20 protein-coding genes and 1 tRNA gene are annotated in these 15,018 nt (G+C 31.1%); 7 read left to right on the forward strand and 14 right to left on the reverse strand.

The window, feature by feature from the left end; genetic code table 11:
• Positions 1 to 28: 28 nt before the first annotated feature.
• The 5 genes from ACW5YJ_RS10395 to ACW5YJ_RS10415 form a co-directional block, all read right to left on the reverse strand.
• Positions 29 to 844 (reverse strand): recombinase RecT, encoded by an 816-nt coding sequence (locus tag ACW5YJ_RS10395; protein ID WP_457338148.1) that lies wholly within the window; start codon positions 842 to 844, stop codon positions 29 to 31.
• A gap of 11 nt (positions 845 to 855) precedes the next feature.
• Complete coding sequence (locus ACW5YJ_RS10400; RefSeq protein WP_457338149.1) at positions 856 to 1,797, reverse strand: YqaJ viral recombinase family nuclease; 942 nt, start codon at positions 1,795 to 1,797, stop codon at positions 856 to 858.
• 14 nt (positions 1,798 to 1,811) lie between these two features.
• Positions 1,812 to 2,111, reverse strand: a complete 300-nt coding sequence (locus tag ACW5YJ_RS10405) for a hypothetical protein (RefSeq protein WP_457338150.1) — start codon at positions 2,109 to 2,111, stop codon at positions 1,812 to 1,814.
• Positions 2,112 to 2,185: 74 nt separating this feature from the next.
• Entirely contained in the window at positions 2,186 to 2,365 is a 180-nt protein-coding gene (locus ACW5YJ_RS10410; protein WP_196583721.1) for a hypothetical protein, read from the reverse strand.
• Positions 2,366 to 2,370: 5 nt separating this feature from the next.
• Positions 2,371 to 2,676: a DUF771 domain-containing protein gene (locus tag ACW5YJ_RS10415; protein WP_196583722.1), complete on the reverse strand. Its 306-nt coding sequence runs from the start codon at positions 2,674 to 2,676 to the stop codon at positions 2,371 to 2,373.
• 73 nt (positions 2,677 to 2,749) lie between these two features.
• On the opposite strand from ACW5YJ_RS10415, the gene ACW5YJ_RS10420 reads away from it, so the two are divergent.
• On the forward strand, positions 2,750 to 3,415 hold the full coding sequence (locus ACW5YJ_RS10420; protein WP_457338151.1) for a hypothetical protein: 666 nt from the start codon (positions 2,750 to 2,752) through the stop codon (positions 3,413 to 3,415).
• Between the two features lie 214 nt (positions 3,416 to 3,629).
• Here ACW5YJ_RS10420 and ACW5YJ_RS10425 read toward each other — a convergent pair whose 3' ends face one another.
• Positions 3,630 to 3,896 (reverse strand): helix-turn-helix transcriptional regulator, encoded by a 267-nt coding sequence (locus ACW5YJ_RS10425; RefSeq protein ID WP_196583724.1) that lies wholly within the window; start codon positions 3,894 to 3,896, stop codon positions 3,630 to 3,632.
• A 130-nt stretch (positions 3,897 to 4,026) separates the two neighbouring features.
• On the opposite strand from ACW5YJ_RS10425, the gene ACW5YJ_RS10430 reads away from it, so the two are divergent.
• From ACW5YJ_RS10430 to ACW5YJ_RS10450, 5 genes are all read left to right on the forward strand, one after another.
• Positions 4,027 to 4,785: an XRE family transcriptional regulator gene (locus ACW5YJ_RS10430; protein WP_196583725.1), complete on the forward strand. Its 759-nt coding sequence runs from the start codon at positions 4,027 to 4,029 to the stop codon at positions 4,783 to 4,785.
• A gap of 163 nt (positions 4,786 to 4,948) precedes the next feature.
• Positions 4,949 to 5,449, forward strand: coding sequence for a PH domain-containing protein (locus tag ACW5YJ_RS10435; RefSeq protein ID WP_081224923.1), 501 nt, complete (start codon positions 4,949 to 4,951; stop codon positions 5,447 to 5,449).
• A 337-nt stretch (positions 5,450 to 5,786) separates the two neighbouring features.
• Positions 5,787 to 6,833: a thermonuclease family protein gene (locus tag ACW5YJ_RS10440; RefSeq protein ID WP_196583781.1), complete on the forward strand. Its 1,047-nt coding sequence runs from the start codon at positions 5,787 to 5,789 to the stop codon at positions 6,831 to 6,833.
• Positions 6,834 to 6,902: 69 nt separating this feature from the next.
• On the forward strand, positions 6,903 to 7,340 hold the full coding sequence (locus ACW5YJ_RS10445; RefSeq protein WP_196583726.1) for a DUF4231 domain-containing protein: 438 nt from the start codon (positions 6,903 to 6,905) through the stop codon (positions 7,338 to 7,340).
• A complete protein-coding gene (locus ACW5YJ_RS10450; RefSeq protein ID WP_174538778.1) occupies positions 7,334 to 7,741 on the forward strand; it encodes a TIR domain-containing protein in 408 nt (135 codons plus the stop codon). Before ACW5YJ_RS10445 ends, ACW5YJ_RS10450 begins: the two co-directional genes overlap by 7 nt.
• Here ACW5YJ_RS10450 and ACW5YJ_RS10455 read toward each other — a convergent pair.
• Entirely contained in the window at positions 7,738 to 7,935 is a 198-nt protein-coding gene (locus ACW5YJ_RS10455; RefSeq protein WP_081224922.1) for a hypothetical protein, read from the reverse strand. The two genes, ACW5YJ_RS10450 and ACW5YJ_RS10455, sit on opposite strands and share 4 nt — an antisense overlap.
• A gap of 97 nt (positions 7,936 to 8,032) precedes the next feature.
• Between ACW5YJ_RS10455 and ACW5YJ_RS10460 the strand changes: the two genes are divergently transcribed.
• On the forward strand, positions 8,033 to 9,076 hold the full coding sequence (locus ACW5YJ_RS10460; protein ID WP_196583727.1) for a tyrosine-type recombinase/integrase: 1,044 nt from the start codon (positions 8,033 to 8,035) through the stop codon (positions 9,074 to 9,076).
• Between the two features lie 131 nt (positions 9,077 to 9,207).
• Here the strand turns inward: ACW5YJ_RS10460 and ACW5YJ_RS10465 are convergent.
• The 7 genes from ACW5YJ_RS10465 to ACW5YJ_RS10495 form a co-directional block, all read right to left on the reverse strand.
• A tRNA-Arg gene (locus ACW5YJ_RS10465) sits at positions 9,208 to 9,281 on the reverse strand.
• A 319-nt stretch (positions 9,282 to 9,600) separates the two neighbouring features.
• Positions 9,601 to 10,110, reverse strand: a complete 510-nt coding sequence (locus ACW5YJ_RS10470; RefSeq protein WP_017724198.1) for a YfcE family phosphodiesterase — start codon at positions 10,108 to 10,110, stop codon at positions 9,601 to 9,603.
• Positions 10,110 to 10,691, reverse strand: a complete 582-nt coding sequence (locus tag ACW5YJ_RS10475) for an XTP/dITP diphosphatase (RefSeq protein ID WP_119603700.1) — start codon at positions 10,689 to 10,691, stop codon at positions 10,110 to 10,112. The genes ACW5YJ_RS10470 and ACW5YJ_RS10475 overlap by 1 nt, the downstream gene beginning before the upstream one ends.
• 11 nt (positions 10,692 to 10,702) lie before the next feature.
• Entirely contained in the window at positions 10,703 to 11,503 is an 801-nt protein-coding gene (gene racE, locus ACW5YJ_RS10480; RefSeq protein WP_457338152.1) for a glutamate racemase, read from the reverse strand.
• A gap of 208 nt (positions 11,504 to 11,711) precedes the next feature.
• Positions 11,712 to 12,524: a succinate dehydrogenase iron-sulfur subunit gene (sdhB, locus tag ACW5YJ_RS10485; protein ID WP_017724195.1), complete on the reverse strand. Its 813-nt coding sequence runs from the start codon at positions 12,522 to 12,524 to the stop codon at positions 11,712 to 11,714.
• Positions 12,525 to 12,526: 2 nt separating this feature from the next.
• Entirely contained in the window at positions 12,527 to 14,290 is a 1,764-nt protein-coding gene (gene sdhA, locus ACW5YJ_RS10490) for a succinate dehydrogenase flavoprotein subunit (protein ID WP_017724194.1), read from the reverse strand.
• A gap of 45 nt (positions 14,291 to 14,335) precedes the next feature.
• On the reverse strand, positions 14,336 to 14,947 hold the full coding sequence (locus ACW5YJ_RS10495) for a succinate dehydrogenase cytochrome b558 subunit (protein WP_017724193.1): 612 nt from the start codon (positions 14,945 to 14,947) through the stop codon (positions 14,336 to 14,338).
• Positions 14,948 to 15,018: the final 71 nt, after the last annotated feature.

Consider the following 15,018-nt stretch of genomic DNA (forward strand, 5'->3'; position numbering starts at 1 on the left):
TTAAAACAGAGGGAGCTATTTGCTCCCCTTATTCACTTTTATCTTGATGTTCAATACTTTCATTCTCTTCAATCTCTGAATAATCGGTAACATCGATTACAGTGGACATGTCTTTGTCTATCTCTTCCTTAATTGTGCTGTCATTTTCAACTGCTTTATTCATTTCAATAGATTTTGGTGCATATTTTAATACTTCTTTGAGTACTGTTTTCTTAGCCATAGAATCATAATTTGTAACCCAAGGAGATGTCCATCCTTTTTGAACAGCCTGGCTAAATGCTTTAGCATGTTTATCTACTCTTTCTCTTGTCCAATAAACAAAGTCATATCCGCCATTTTTCAAATGATAAACTGCATAATAACCAATTGGTTCTCCCTCTGGTTCTTGCGAAGGAACATGTATTAAATCTTTGAATAAGCCATATCTATATTCAAACTCATCATTGATATATACTTCATGTGCATAGATTGATTTATATTGGCCACTTCTACTCGCTAAATCAATTAACCCTTTATAGCTCAATTGAAATTGTACTTTACCTCCATAAGGTATTAGATACGCTTGGCCAAGCCCTGTATTAGGTTCTACACCTAACTGTGATGCTTGCATTAACGCAGCAATAAAACTCATCTGGTCACACTCTAATAATTTAGGGGTATTGCTTACTGCAGTCATAGCTATTCGAGCCATTCTGTCTGAATCCATATGCTTAGGTAATGCTCTTTGAATTTCTGGAGCCATTTTCTTCAATAAATGATTTAATTGTGTTTTAGGACTTTGCTCATTTACTCCATTTACTTTACATTCAATAACTTTTTGTTTTAACGTTTCATTTGTAGCCATTTTCTATCCTCCTAATGATTCAATTCTTTAATTCTAAGTACGCGATATTTTGTTTCTTTGGTATATTTATTTGCTAAATCTGGATAATCTTTTTCAAATGATGTTTTATCAAATGATGTTTTATTTTGCATTTTCCAACTTACTTTGAAATTTTTAGACATTCCACGCTCTTCATTACCTAGCGTTGCCTTTATTTCATTTTCATATTTTTGTTTGAGTGCTTTAATTTCTTTTTCTTCTGCTTTCACTGCATTTAACGCTTCTATAGTAGTTTCAACATCATTACTTAATATTTTTTCACTATCTAAACTTTCATGGTATTTATGTTTTAGAAATTCTGTTGTCGCATTCGATCCATCCATATTAGGTATCTCTTCACCTAATATATATCGTTCCCAAAATTCCTTCTCTTTGTCTATTATTAAATTAATTAAATCTTCATCACGTTCAATCTCTTTCCATAAGAATCTATTACCACCAATCAACACTGCAATATAAGCTTTTTTATATCCTGTAACTGCTAAATAATGTTGTACTTGAGCTAAATAAGTACTGGGAATTTCATCATCTTTCCATTTATCTTTATTAAATTCTGACGTAGTTTTACATTCTAATAAAGCTTCTTCGCCAACTACTGAACGATCTATATTTGCGACCATAAAATTATATTTAGGATGTCTGAACATTTTATTTACTCTTCTAACCTTTTTACCTGTGCGTTTACTAAACTCTTGCGCAACTACATCTTCTAAGACATTGCCCCAATAGATATATTCATTATCTAAAACTGGTTCTTTAACTTCGCCAATTTTTTCAAAATATAATTGTATTGGAGATTTCCATCTATTAACACCAAGAATAGTACCTACATCAGAACCACCTATTCCAGTTTTCCGAACATTCAACCAATCTTTATGTGACATATCTTTTGTATTAATTGAACTTCTACTCAAGTTAATAACACCTCCTACTTGTTCATAGTATTTATTAGTTCATCTAGTGAATTTAATAATTGGAATTTTTTTAATGCTTCTAAAGCTTCGCTCTCAGAGATAATAAATTTAGCCATATAATCTGGCGCAATTAAGCAATCTCCCCAAAAATCTTTTTCGTCATCTTCTGTACTAATAATCACTTGAAGATTTAATCCTGTATTAACTTCATTTCTTTTACTAAGTTCTCTTATAGCTTTTTGTAATTTAATTGTGTGTTTTCTTACATACTGTTTTAGTTCACTATTTGTTTTATCTGATAAATTTATAGCCATTCTTGACGGCCTCCTTTTATTTTTATATATTTAAGTTGTATATTTTTGTATCTGACTGTTTGCAATTGTCGTTGCTAACAGTCTTTTTTTATTGCTATATCGTAAAACCATTTTGCTAAAACGCCACTTATTATTCCAAAAGCTATACCCAACACAATGCTCAGATGAAAATCTTCTGAAAGTAATAAAATGTAAAAAGTAGTTGTAACCCAGACCATCACACCAATATAAAAAGCAAAATCTGTTTTGCTCATACTTTTCACCTCTTTCTAAAAATCTCTTTCCAATTTTCTTGGATAAATTGATACATTTTAGGGCCATTAAATCTCCATTGATTAAAATCACGATTAGGTTCATGTACAATATCCAATTCAATTAACTTCCTTTTGAATTTAGGCCTGTCTAGCAACCTATCTTTAATAACTTCATCTGATTTAATCTTTAAATTTTCTTTTAAATCATCCATAGTCCATACTGCTTTTTGCTGATTCATAATAAGTTGGTTGTGTTCATCTTTTGTAATGACTACAAATTGTTCTGGTATGGTAACTGTTAATTGTGTCATGTAATCACGCCTTTCAAATTTAGGTTGTGCTATACTATTTTTATCGCTACTGCGAATGAAGGTGGTGTTTTAAGTGTATTACATTGATCCATTAAAAAATGTTAGGGGAATAATCAACAAAAATATAAGCACTTTAAAGGGTAATCAATACTTAATAAATAAATCGTTTGCTAATTCACAATATGCAATAAAATCTGTTAATGAACTTAACAATTTATACAGAAAAACACTTTTAGAGATTGGTAATGCTGGTGTTTTAAACCTAAAACTATCAGGTATAACTACAGTTCCTAATTTCAAAAATTTTCAAAGCAATCTATTTTCTAATGATTCTATGAATAGTTTTAAAGAACTTGTGGATATTGACTTTGATACTATTGATAAAACTATTGAAATCATGAGATATGAGTATGTCAAAAACTCTCTTTTTAACACTAAACCTATTAAAGTTATCAATTGGGAACCTGTTGTTTTTAAACCAGATAAAGAGATAACAAATATAAATACCTATAATATCGATAATGATGCGAACACTAGCAAAAAAATACATGAAGCCACTCCTAAACTAGAATTGTTTTTATTAAGTGTCTTGTCTGATAATTTAGTCGATTCAATAACTCCTCTAGTTGAGTTTTTATCTGTTCAAATGTTGCCATTTTTCCCAGAAAATATAAGACCATTTTGTTTCTGGTTAATTGTATTTGTCGCTATTTCAAACCATAAAGATAATAATAATTAAATCATTAGAGACTATTTCCTCAGATTACTCACTACTATGTTTAATTTGATGATTAAATTAACTCAATTTATCAAAATATCTTTATAAAAAAAGTAGCAAAATTTTGTTATTCTGGATTTAATTAATACCATCTAAAGCCTTTTTAGTCACAATTGCAGTTGTAATTAAAAGGGCTATTTTTAATATTTTGCTTTTCACTAGCTCTCCACCTCTGCTATATAGCTTCCATTTTTTGTTCAAATGACAATACAAAAGATTTCTTTTTCTTTTGCATTAGTACGAAAATTTCGTATTCATCACCTAAAAAAATTTCATCATATTTAACATTAAAAGCCTTCATATATTTTGACAGTAAACTATCCTTAATGTTTGTAGAATCTTTTTCCATATTTTGTATAGTTCTAGGCGATACTTTGAATAAATCAGCTAATTCTTCTTGCGTCAGATTATAACTTACTCTCAACTCTTTTAAAGTATTCATTTGTTTCACCACCTTTCAAAATTAATATAATACGATTTTTTCGTATAGTCAACAATTAATTCGATTTTTTCGTATTTTTATTTACAGTCATGCGAAATTTTCGTATAATATGAATTAAGGAGGATTAATCATGCAAAACAAAGAACGAAATAGAATTATCGCTAATAATATAAAGAAGTATTTAAAACAAAATAATATGTCACAGAAAGAATTAGCTAACAAAATAAACATTTCTCCTTCTACTTTAAGTGACTATTTGAACTTACGTTCTAATCCTTCACATGGAGTAATACAAAAAATTTCTAATGTATTTGGTATACTTAAAAGTGATATTGATACAACATACAAAGAATCTAACGAAATAAATGATATATATAATAAACTTTCTAATGAACGTAAAAAACATGTCCTTTCTTACGCTGAACATCAATATAAAGAACAAGAAAGCACAGTAAATGAAGATACTTTTAATGTAACTAATATATATAATCACAAAAAAGAAAATAAAGAAAATGAAGAAAATGTAATCCCCTTCCCTATATACGGTGCGACTGGTGCTGGTGTGGGTGAAGAACTATATGATGATGTTTTATATGAAGAAATTAATATCAATGTAAATGATCTACCTAAAGATGCTGAATTTGGGATATTAGTTAATGGTGATTCAATGGAACCAATTTTTGATAAAGGGAGCTATGCTTTCGTTAGCAAACAAACTCAAGTGTTTAACAACACAATAGCCTTAGTCGTATTAAATAATGCTGCATTAATAAAGAAAGTTGTATTTAATGGTAATACTTTAAAGTTGGTATCAATCAACCCTTACTATGAGGATATCTATGTAAGAGACAATGACAACTTTAGAGTTGTTGGAAGAATTGTTATGTAGAATTACTTAGTTTTAAAATGGGTTACTATAAACGTATATTATTCAATATTAGAAATAATTTCAAAAAGGCAATTCATATACTTACTATAATGAAATATTAGGGTATTTACTTATTAATATGTTAGATATGAACAAAAACTTAAATAAAAGGGGTTAAAATAAAATGGCAAAAAAAGATAAAAACTTAGAAATAGTTAAAACAACAATATTAAATGAAAATGAAGAAATACAGTATAGTATTTTTGGAGCTTATGAAACTAAATCATTAGGCGCTGACACAGTAAAAAATGGAGTGTTAGTAGCAACTAATCAAAGAATCATTTTCTATGCTAAAAGATTTACTGGTTATGATTTAGAGAACTTCGATTATTCAAAAATAAGCACATTTGAATTGAGTAAAAAATTAATGGGTAATATTATTACATTCTATTCAAGTGGTAATAAAGTAAATATAAAATGGGTGAATGATGATGAATTAGATGACTTTATAGAATATGTAAACAAACGCATGCAAGGAAGAGATTCCAATACAGATACTAAAAAAGAAAGCTCTTCTATCAGTCAAAATTTAAATGAAATAAAGCAACTAAAAGAATTATTGGATATGGATGCAATTACTCAAGAAGAATTTGATTTAAAGAAAAAAGAGTTATTAAATTTATAATTTCAAGTTTATTAGAATCGTTTATTTAATTAGGTTATAATTATCTTTAAAGAGAAATATATAGTTATCTAGGCATACGTGTATCTATAACACGTATGCCTAGATTTAGATTGTTTAACGCGGAGTTATTTTAAAATTTAAAATTATAATTAATTTATGACTGTTAATACAACATAAGTTGTTTAATATATATATTTTATTATTAGGAGGATGTTATATGGATATATTTTTATTTCTTTTATGGTTTTTTATTTCTATTGCTTTTATAGTAATGCTCGTTATTACTATTGTTAAAACAATTAGAAAACGTAATGTTCGAGGGTCATTAATAAGCACTATGGTTTTATTCATCGTAGGGTTTATAGCTTTTATATGTATTGGAATATTTGGTATTAACGATAGTGAGATTAATGAAACCAAAAATTCTAGTCATGCCGAAAAAAGTGCGAATCAGTCAAAGGATAAACTAGCAAAAGAAGAATCAAAGAGTAAAAATAATGAGAAACAAAATAATGAGAATTTAGAGAAGAAAGAGCAGCATAAAGAAAAGGAAAATAATACCAAAGAAGAAAAAAAAGACGTTGAGAAGAAAGAGCAACATAAAGAAAAAGAAGATAATGCCAAAGAAGAAAATAAAGATGTTAAAAAGAAAGAAAAGGAAACTCATAAACCCAAACCCGGTACTACTGACAGAATTCCTGTTGAATTAAGTTCTAAAGTTGATGGTGACACTGCAAAATTTATTTATGATGGAAATGTCCAATCATTTAGATTTTTGCTTATTGATACACCAGAAACTAAGCACCCAAGACTTGGAAAACAACCTTTTGGTCAGGAAGCGTCAGATAGAACTGCAGAATTATTAAATAATGCTAATGAAATAGAAGTTGAATTTGATGTTGGTCAAAAGCAAGATAAATACAATAGATATTTAGCTTACATATATGTTGACGGTGAAATGTTAAATAATATATTAGTAAGAGAAGGATTGGCAAAAGTAGCTTATGTCTATCCACCTAACACAAGATACTTAACAAAACTTGAAAATTCACAAGAAGCAGCAAAATCTGAAAAAATAGGTATTTGGAGTTTAGATTCAGCATTTGAAACTGAACAGAAGAAAGAAAGTAATTCTCAAACACAAAATAGTGTTAATAGTAAATCAAATGATAGCACTTCAACAACTGAGAGTTCAAATAATTCTGTAGAAAAAGACTCTACTACTGATAATTCTAGTACAAGTACACCTAGTCAAAGAAGTGAATCCTTCCCAAACTGTACTGCATTACGTCAAGTTTATCCAAATGGTGTTCCACTAGGACATCCTGCTTATGAAGCAAAACATGATAGAGACAAAGATGATTATGCTTGTGAAGTGAATTAATATTAAAGGGCACCCGACTGTGCCCTATGCAAATATGAAAAACATCGAATAAAGTTAGGAGATTGAGAAATGTTGGATTATATTCATGACAGATTAGAAGATCAAATAAATTGGTATGACGAGAAAAGCATGATCTGTCAAAAAAATTATAATTTAAATAAGTATATACAAATTATTGCAGGTGCATTAATTCCAGCAATAATCCCTTTTTCGTTAGTATTTGACTCTATTAGTTTTACCATTACTACAGCAATATTAGGATTATTAATTGTTATATCTCAATCAATATGTAGTATAAAGAAATTTCACGAGAATTATATCCAATATAGGACTACATGCGAGGTTTTGAGACATGAAAAATATCTGTACCTATATAATGTTGAGCCTTATGATAATGAGAAAGAGCCTTTAAAACTTTTAGTTTCAAGAGTTGAATCAATAATCTCTAACGAAAATATAAATTGGCAGACAATGAGACAAGATATTAAGGAGGAAGAAAAATGTTAGGAAAATTATTTGTAAGTTATAGAGCTGATGCTGAAGGTTCACGTTATAAAAATTTATTTGTTGGGTGGTCTGAAAATCCAAATAAAAGTTTTTTTGATGTGAAGTTTGTGGATACTAGTGTTGGGATAAGCATAAAGTCTGATGATGCTTATTACATAAAAGCACGAATTAAAGAAAAAATTAAATCATCTGACAAAGTAATTTGTATTATAGGAGAAAACACTCATACTTCTGACTGGGTTAATTGGGAAATAGATACAGCAAAGGAATTAAATAAACCCATAGTTGCAATTAAAATTAATAGGCTTTACCATACTCCAACACGACTTTATAATAATGATGTTAAATGGGCATATTCTTTTAATTATGAAGCAATTAAAAAAGCACTTCTCGAAGTTTAATCGGGAAGTACTTCATAAGTTTTATCAAATATATCGGGTTTTACAGGATAACGCTCGCCGTTAATTCCTGTTATAATCCAGTCGCCTTTTTCAGCTTTCATTCGACCTTCTAATGTATCTATAAAAGTTGTTTCCTTAGCTTTTTCTGCATTAACGACAACAGGCTTTTTTCTAACTTTTACTTTAGGAGACATATTATTCACCTACTTTTTAATTAATTATAACATATTTAATTTTGCGGGTAGCTCGCCTACCCTTATTATTTTTTATCTTTTTTAGGAGGAACAACTTATGAAAACACAACAATATAATAAAAAACTAAAAAAGTGGATGTACGATTTTGTATATGAAGGAAAACGCTATAGAAAAAAAGGATTTAAAACTAAACGTGAAGCTGAATATGCAGGAAATGAAAAGTTTAATGAATTAACTAAAGGGCTTTATCTTGATAATGATTTACCCTTTTATGATTACTTCAAGAATTGGTGCGAAACATTCAAACAACCTAATGTTACACCTATAACTTACAAATCATATAAGGCAGCTATCAAACATATTGGTGATCATTCATTTTCACAGACAAGCCTTAAATCATTAACACGAAATATGTATCAACAATTTATAAATGAATTTTCTAAAACACACTCAAAAGAAACAATAAGAAAACTAAATGGATATATCAGATCATCATTAGATGATGCTGTTTATGAAGGACTATTACCTAAGAATATTACTTATAAGGTCACATTTAAAGGGTCTAACCCTCCAAAAGATGAACAAAGCAAGTTTATTAACATAGTAGAATACGAAACACTTAAACAATATTTCAAATCACAAAATAATCGTTCATCCCTCGCTCTATTTATAATGATTTGTACAGGTTGTAGAATAAGTGGTGTTTTAAATATGAAGTATGAATACATTAACCAAGTAAAAAATGAATTATTTATAGATGAACGCAAAAATGATGTGTCCCCTCGTACTTTAACAATAGCTAAAGACGATATGAGACACATTATTGATATGATAAAAAAACTAGGTTTAAATACCAAAGGATTACTATTTAATTCATTTGGTACTACACTTACTATTAACGCTGTTAACAAGCAATTAAAACAGGCCTGTAACTTACATGGTATTAAACAGATAACATCACATGCATTGAGGCATACGCATTGCTCTTATCTCCTCGCAAACGATGTTTCTATTTATTATATTTCCAAAAGACTTGGCCATAAAAATATCACTGTTACTACTGAAATATATTCCCATCTATTAGAAGAAAAATATCTTGAAGAAAATAAAAAAGCAATTGAAATTTTATCAGCAATGTAAAAAGTATTTTCGGTGCCATGCCGGTGCCATAAAAAATTGTTTTCTATTGTATCGTATAGTAGACAAAATAAAAGAAACCCCGTCGTAACGGGGTTTCTTATTTTGAATTGTGCGCTATTTAACGCTATTAGTGTCCTGGGAGGGATTCGAACCCCCGACCGATGGCTTAGAAGGCCATTGCTCTATCCAGCTGAGCTACCAGGACATATTCTTTTTGAACACAAGAATTATTATATCTAACTTATCGCTATAAAGCAATACTCAAAGCATTAAAAATAAATATGATTTTTCACTTTAATAGACTTTTTATCATCTTTTTTTAATTTCATTAAAAAAATAACTAATTTTAGCATTTTACTAGGATAAATAGCTTAATAATTTAATGATTTTAGGAGCGAAAGTGAAATCAAACTACATTAATCGCCCCTAAAAAGATCTATACTCACCAATATTACTTTATTATTCCAATAACTACACATTATTTAACATAATTTATGTATTTTCCAGCCATATATTTTTAATCATTATAGATTGAATGTTTCACTATCAATGATTTGATGAGTACGATTATAAAAATTTAATTTTACATATTTTTCAGTTTCATCAATCAACAATTCGGCATAGGTCTCTTCTATGTTACTTCTCGATTGTGAAATGCTCCCAGGGTTTATGACATGGACATCACCAATGTGCTCATGTTTAGCCACATGTGTATGACCATAGAAAGCAAATTGACATCCTGATGCTTTGGCTTGTTCGGCAAGTTGCATACGTGTACGATTCACATTGTATAAATGGCCGTGAGTATAAAATGCTTTAATACCATTTACTGCTATAATTTCTTCATTTGGAAATTCAGGATAAAAATCCGTGTTCCCTTTAACTCTATAAAAATGGCTTAATTCACTGTCATGATACTCAAATTCGGAATCACCTAGGTGAATCGCAACATCAATATCATCATGGTGGCTTATTACGTCAAAAAGAATACCTTGTTCCGTGTGATTATCACTTACTATAATCCATTTCAACATTATTGTTCACCTTCTAAGTATTGTTGTAACTTTTCAATTGCTTTACCTCTATGACTTACCTCGCTTTTTTCTTCGGCTGTAAGTTGAGCCATCGTTTTATTTTTGTCATCTAAATAAAATATAGGATCGTAACCAAAGCCTTGTTCCCCTATTTTACTTAAAGTAATTTCACCTTCAACTGTACCTTTAAATTGAACAGTTTCTTCTCCAGGTGCACTCATACTAATGACACACACAAATTGTGCAGCGCGGTTTGTTTCATCACCTAAGTTGGTTAGCAATTTTTCTATGTTAGCATTATCATCTTTTTCAGTTCCAGCGTAACGTGCAGAAAATATACCAGGTTCTCCACCTAAGGCAAATACTTCTAGACCACTGTCATCGGCAATTACTCGTTTATTTAATGCCTTTGCAGCAGCTTCTGATTTCAACTTCGCATTTGCTTCAAATGTATCTCCTGTTTCTTCTACATCAAAGTCCTCAATTAACTCTGTGATGCCTATTACATTATAGTCAGGGAATATGACTTTAAAATCATTTATTTTGCCTTTATTGTTTGATGCAATTACTATATCTTCCATCGTTTCGTCTCCTATTCTTGTATTTCAATTTTTTCAACTTCCACTTTCATTTTCAACCATTCTTCAATAATTAATTCTATATGTTCAGTTTCTCCGGTAGCAAAGAATTTATGTTCGGGTTGTCGTTTATATCCTGCATGTTCATTACTAAAAGTTAATAATGCACTTACCTCACGTGCAGTTTCTAACCCTGAAGAAATCACTACTTTTTCCCCACCAAAATAATCATTTATCGGTTGATATAATAGGGGATAGTGCGTACAGCCTAAAATTACTGTATCAGCGTTACTATTTCTCCAATGCTTTAGTGTTTGATGAATAATAATACTTGTGATTGTAGGGTCTTGGTAACGCATCTGTTCAACTAAAGGTACAAAACCAGGACATGCTATCCCAGATACTTCAACATTTGGATTTATATTTTTAATATGATGCCTATAGGCTTCAGATTTAATTGTACCTTCTGTGCCTAAAATTAAAACATCATTGTTTTTGGTAGTCATAATTGCTGTCCTTGCACCAGGTTCTATTACACCAATTACTGGTATTGGTAATATGTTTTGCAAATGTTTTAATGCTACTGCTGTAGCCGTATTACAAGCAATCACTAACATTTTAATATCAAATGCCATTAATTTCTGTGCTAATTCTGTAGTGAATTCCCTAACCTGTGAGCCCTCTCTCGGACCATAAGGGCAACGCTTAATATCACCTAAATAATATATTGTTTCGTTTGGAAGTTGGCGCATAATTTCTTTGGCAACTGTTAAACCACCAACCCCTGAGTCGATTACACCTATCGGTTTGTCCATATTCAATTACATCCTTATTTATTATCTTGTACTTTATTGTAGCATAGTCTTGTTTTCAAAATCATTAATCATGCTAATAGTTAAGTCTTCATTCATGATATATACAATACATATTTACCCTGTTCGACTATAAAATAATTATCTAATTTTATAAAAAAAGACTTAACATTTGTTATTTAAATGTTAAGTCTTTAATACTATTGTTCAATTAGTACACTTGGTGATCTGAACCAAAGAATGATTTGAACATGTGGAATGATGTTTCTCTATTTAAAGCGGCAATAGATGTAGTTAACGGTATCCCTTTAGGACATGCATTTACACAGTTTTGTGAGTTACCACATGCTTGTAAGCCTCCACCGCCCATTAATGCTTCCAAACGCTCGTCTTTTGTCATTGAACCTGTTGGATGTAGGTTAAATAGTCTAACTTGTGAAATTGCTTGTGCACCAACAAAGTCGTTTTTACTAGTTACGTTTGGACAAACTTCTAAACAAACACCACAAGTCATACATTTGGAAAGTTCATAAGCAGTTTGACGTTTTTTCTCAGGCATACGTGGACCTGGACCTAAATCATAAGTGCCATCTATTGGAACCCATGCTTTCATTCGTTTCAAGTTATCGAACATTCTAGTACGGTCAACTTGTAAATCACGAATAACTGGGAATGTGCTCATTGGTTCTAATTTGATAGGTTGTTCTAATTGATCAACAATTGCAGAACATGATTGTCTTGCTTGTCCATTAATTACCATTGAACATGCGCCACAAACTTCTTCTAAACAGTTCATATCCCAAATAACAGGTGTTGTTTTTTCGCCTTTACTATTAACTGGGTTACGTCTAATTTCCATTAAACATGCTATAACGTTTAGGTTCTCTCTATAAGGAATTTCAAATTCTTCATTATATGGTGTTGATTTGTCGTTGTCTTGACGTTTTATAATTAATTTAATTGTTTTTTGGCTAGGTTGCTCGTTTTGTGCAGGAGTTTCATTAACTTCTTTTGTTTCTACCATAATTATTTACCTCCCTTTGACGCCTTAGAGTAATCACGTTTACGTGGTGGTATTAAACTAATATCAACTGGTTCATAAGTAAACTTAGGTGCTTCTGTTTTGCCTTGATACGTAGCTAATGTTGTTTTCAACCATTCTTCATCGTTTCTTTCTGGGAATTCTGGTTTATAATGCGCGCCACGTGATTCATTTCTATTATAAGCACCAATAGTGATTACTCGTGCAAGTACTAACATATTCCATAATTGACGTGTAAAGAACACGGCTTGGTTACTCCAAGTTTGAGTATCTTCAATATCAATGTTTTGATAACGTTCCATCAATTCTACAATCTTCTTATCAGTTTCTAATAGCGATTTATTTTCACGCACAACTGTAACATTTGCAGTCATGATTTCTCCTAATTCTCTATGAAGTTTATAAGCATTTTCAGTGCCCTTCATATTTAATAGGTGATCAAATTTTTCTTGTTGATCTTTAACGTGTTTTTCGTAAATGCTCTCATCTAAATCTGTATATGAATCTTCAATATTTGAAATATAATCTACAGCATTTGGACCAGCAACAGTACCACCGTAAATTGCAGATAGTAATGAGTTAGCACCTAAGCGGTTACCACCGTGTTGTGAAAAGTCACATTCACCAGCTGCAAATAAACCTTTAATATTTGTCATTTGATCATAATCTACGTATAAACCACCCATTGAGTAATGTACTGCTGGGAAGATTTTCATTGGTACTTTACGAGGGTCATCACCAGTGAATTTTTCATAAATCTCGATGATTCCACCTAATTTAATATCTAATTCATGTGGATCTTTATGAGATAAATCTAGATATACCATGTTTTCACCGTTGATACCTAATTTTTGATTCACACATACATCAAAAATTTCACGTGTCGCGATATCACGCGGAACTAAGTTACCATAATCTGGATATTTTTCTTCTAGGAAATACCATGGTTTACCATCTTTATATGTCCAAATACGGCCACCTTCACCACGGGCTGATTCACTCATTAATCTAAGTTTATCATCGCCAGGGATAGCAGTTGGGTGAATCTGAATAAATTCACCGTTAGCATACATCGCACCTTGTTGGTATACAATTGAAGCAGCTGAGCCAGTATTAATCATTGAATTTGTTGTTTTACCAAAGATAATACCAGGGCCGCCAGTTGCCATAATCACAGCGTCTGAACCAAATGATTGAATTTCAGCAGTTGTCATATCTTGAGCAACGATACCTCTTGCCATATTATCATCATCTTTAACTATACCTAAGAATTCCCAACCTTCATATTTTGTAACTAATCCGTCAACCTCATAGCTACGCACTTGCTCATCTAATGCATAGAGTAATTGTTGACCTGTAGTAGCACCGGCATATGCAGTTCTGTGATACATCGTACCACCGAAACGTCTAAAATCTAATAGACCTTCTTTAGTTCTATTAAACATTACGCCCATACGGTCAAGTAAATGAATAATTTTAGGTGCTGCATCAGTCATTGCTTTTACAGGTGGTTGGTTTGCTAAGAAGTCTCCACCATAAACAGTATCATCTAAATGCACTGACGGAGAATCTCCTTCACCTTTCGTATTTACCGCTCCGTTAATGCCACCTTGTGCACAAACAGAGTGTGAACGTTTAACAGGAACAAGTGAGAACAGGTCTACATGCGCACCCTGCTCTGCTGCTTTAATTGTTGACATTAGACCAGCTAGTCCACCACCGACAACAATAATTTTCTTCTCTGCCATAAATTGTCACTCCCTCAAATATATGTGAAACTTTATTTTGTAATTTTATAAAAATGCTAATATTGCGCTAATACCGATGTATGAAACAACTAGGAATACAACAAGTGAAACCCATGTAAAGATTTGTTGTGATTTTTTAGATTGTAATACCCCCCAAGTAACTAGGAATGACCATAAACCATTCGCAAAGTGGAATGTTACGGCTAATAAACATACAATGTAAAAAATCAACCATCCTGGATGAGTTACAATGTCGTGTACCATATCAAAGTTCACTTCATGTCCTAATGCACGTTGTATCCTTGTTTGCCATAAATGAATCGCTATAAATATGAAAGTTATGATACCTGTGACACGTTGTAACAAGAACATCCAGTTTCTAAACGCTGAATAGTGCCCCACGTTCTCTTTTGCCGTAAAGGCAATATGTACGCCGTATACTGCGTGATACAGAATTGGAATATAAATAACAGCAAATTCCAACACAATTAAAAAAGGTAATGATTCCATAAATCCAGCTGCCTTGTTGAACGCTTCAACGCCTTTAGTTGCCTGATGGTTAACAAGTAAATGAACTAATAAGAATCCACCTATTGGTATTACACCTAGTAAAGAGTGTAATCGTCTTAAATAGAATTGATTTTTCGAGTATGCCAAAAGGAAGTCCCCCCTGTGAAACAATTAATTTTTTAGATTTCTTTTTTTGATGTGAAAGTAATTAGAATTTC

It is taken from the genome of Staphylococcus sp. mip270_02, from assembly GCF_054031535.1.

Bases quoted from the DNA above. Each gene is read 5' to 3' on its own strand.
- ACW5YJ_RS10445 (WP_196583726.1), top strand. From the start codon at position 6,903: ATGTTGGATTATATTCATGACAGATTAGAAGATCAAATAAATTGGTAT.
- racE (WP_457338152.1), bottom strand. From the start codon at position 11,503: ATGGACAAACCGATAGGTGTAATCGACTCAGGGGTTGGTGGTTTAACA.
- ACW5YJ_RS10410 (WP_196583721.1), bottom strand. From the start codon at position 2,365: ATGAGCAAAACAGATTTTGCTTTTTATATTGGTGTGATGGTCTGGGTT.
- ACW5YJ_RS10405 (WP_457338150.1), bottom strand. From the start codon at position 2,111: ATGGCTATAAATTTATCAGATAAAACAAATAGTGAACTAAAACAGTAT.
- ACW5YJ_RS10435 (WP_081224923.1), top strand. From the start codon at position 4,949: ATGGCAAAAAAAGATAAAAACTTAGAAATAGTTAAAACAACAATATTA.
- ACW5YJ_RS10440 (WP_196583781.1), top strand. From the start codon at position 5,787: ATGGTTTTATTCATCGTAGGGTTTATAGCTTTTATATGTATTGGAATA.
- ACW5YJ_RS10395 (WP_457338148.1), bottom strand. From the start codon at position 844: ATGGCTACAAATGAAACGTTAAAACAAAAAGTTATTGAATGTAAAGTA.
- ACW5YJ_RS10475 (WP_119603700.1), bottom strand. From the start codon at position 10,691: ATGGAAGATATAGTAATTGCATCAAACAATAAAGGCAAAATAAATGAT.
- sdhA (WP_017724194.1), bottom strand. From the start codon at position 14,290: ATGGCAGAGAAGAAAATTATTGTTGTCGGTGGTGGACTAGCTGGTCTA.
- ACW5YJ_RS10430 (WP_196583725.1), top strand. From the start codon at position 4,027: ATGCAAAACAAAGAACGAAATAGAATTATCGCTAATAATATAAAGAAG.
- ACW5YJ_RS10455 (WP_081224922.1), bottom strand. From the start codon at position 7,935: ATGTCTCCTAAAGTAAAAGTTAGAAAAAAGCCTGTTGTCGTTAATGCA.
- ACW5YJ_RS10460 (WP_196583727.1), top strand. From the start codon at position 8,033: ATGAAAACACAACAATATAATAAAAAACTAAAAAAGTGGATGTACGAT.
- ACW5YJ_RS10415 (WP_196583722.1), bottom strand. From the start codon at position 2,676: ATGACACAATTAACAGTTACCATACCAGAACAATTTGTAGTCATTACA.
- ACW5YJ_RS10470 (WP_017724198.1), bottom strand. From the start codon at position 10,110: ATGTTGAAATGGATTATAGTAAGTGATAATCACACGGAACAAGGTATT.
- sdhB (WP_017724195.1), bottom strand. From the start codon at position 12,524: ATGGTAGAAACAAAAGAAGTTAATGAAACTCCTGCACAAAACGAGCAA.
- ACW5YJ_RS10425 (WP_196583724.1), bottom strand. From the start codon at position 3,896: ATGAATACTTTAAAAGAGTTGAGAGTAAGTTATAATCTGACGCAAGAA.
- ACW5YJ_RS10450 (WP_174538778.1), top strand. From the start codon at position 7,334: ATGTTAGGAAAATTATTTGTAAGTTATAGAGCTGATGCTGAAGGTTCA.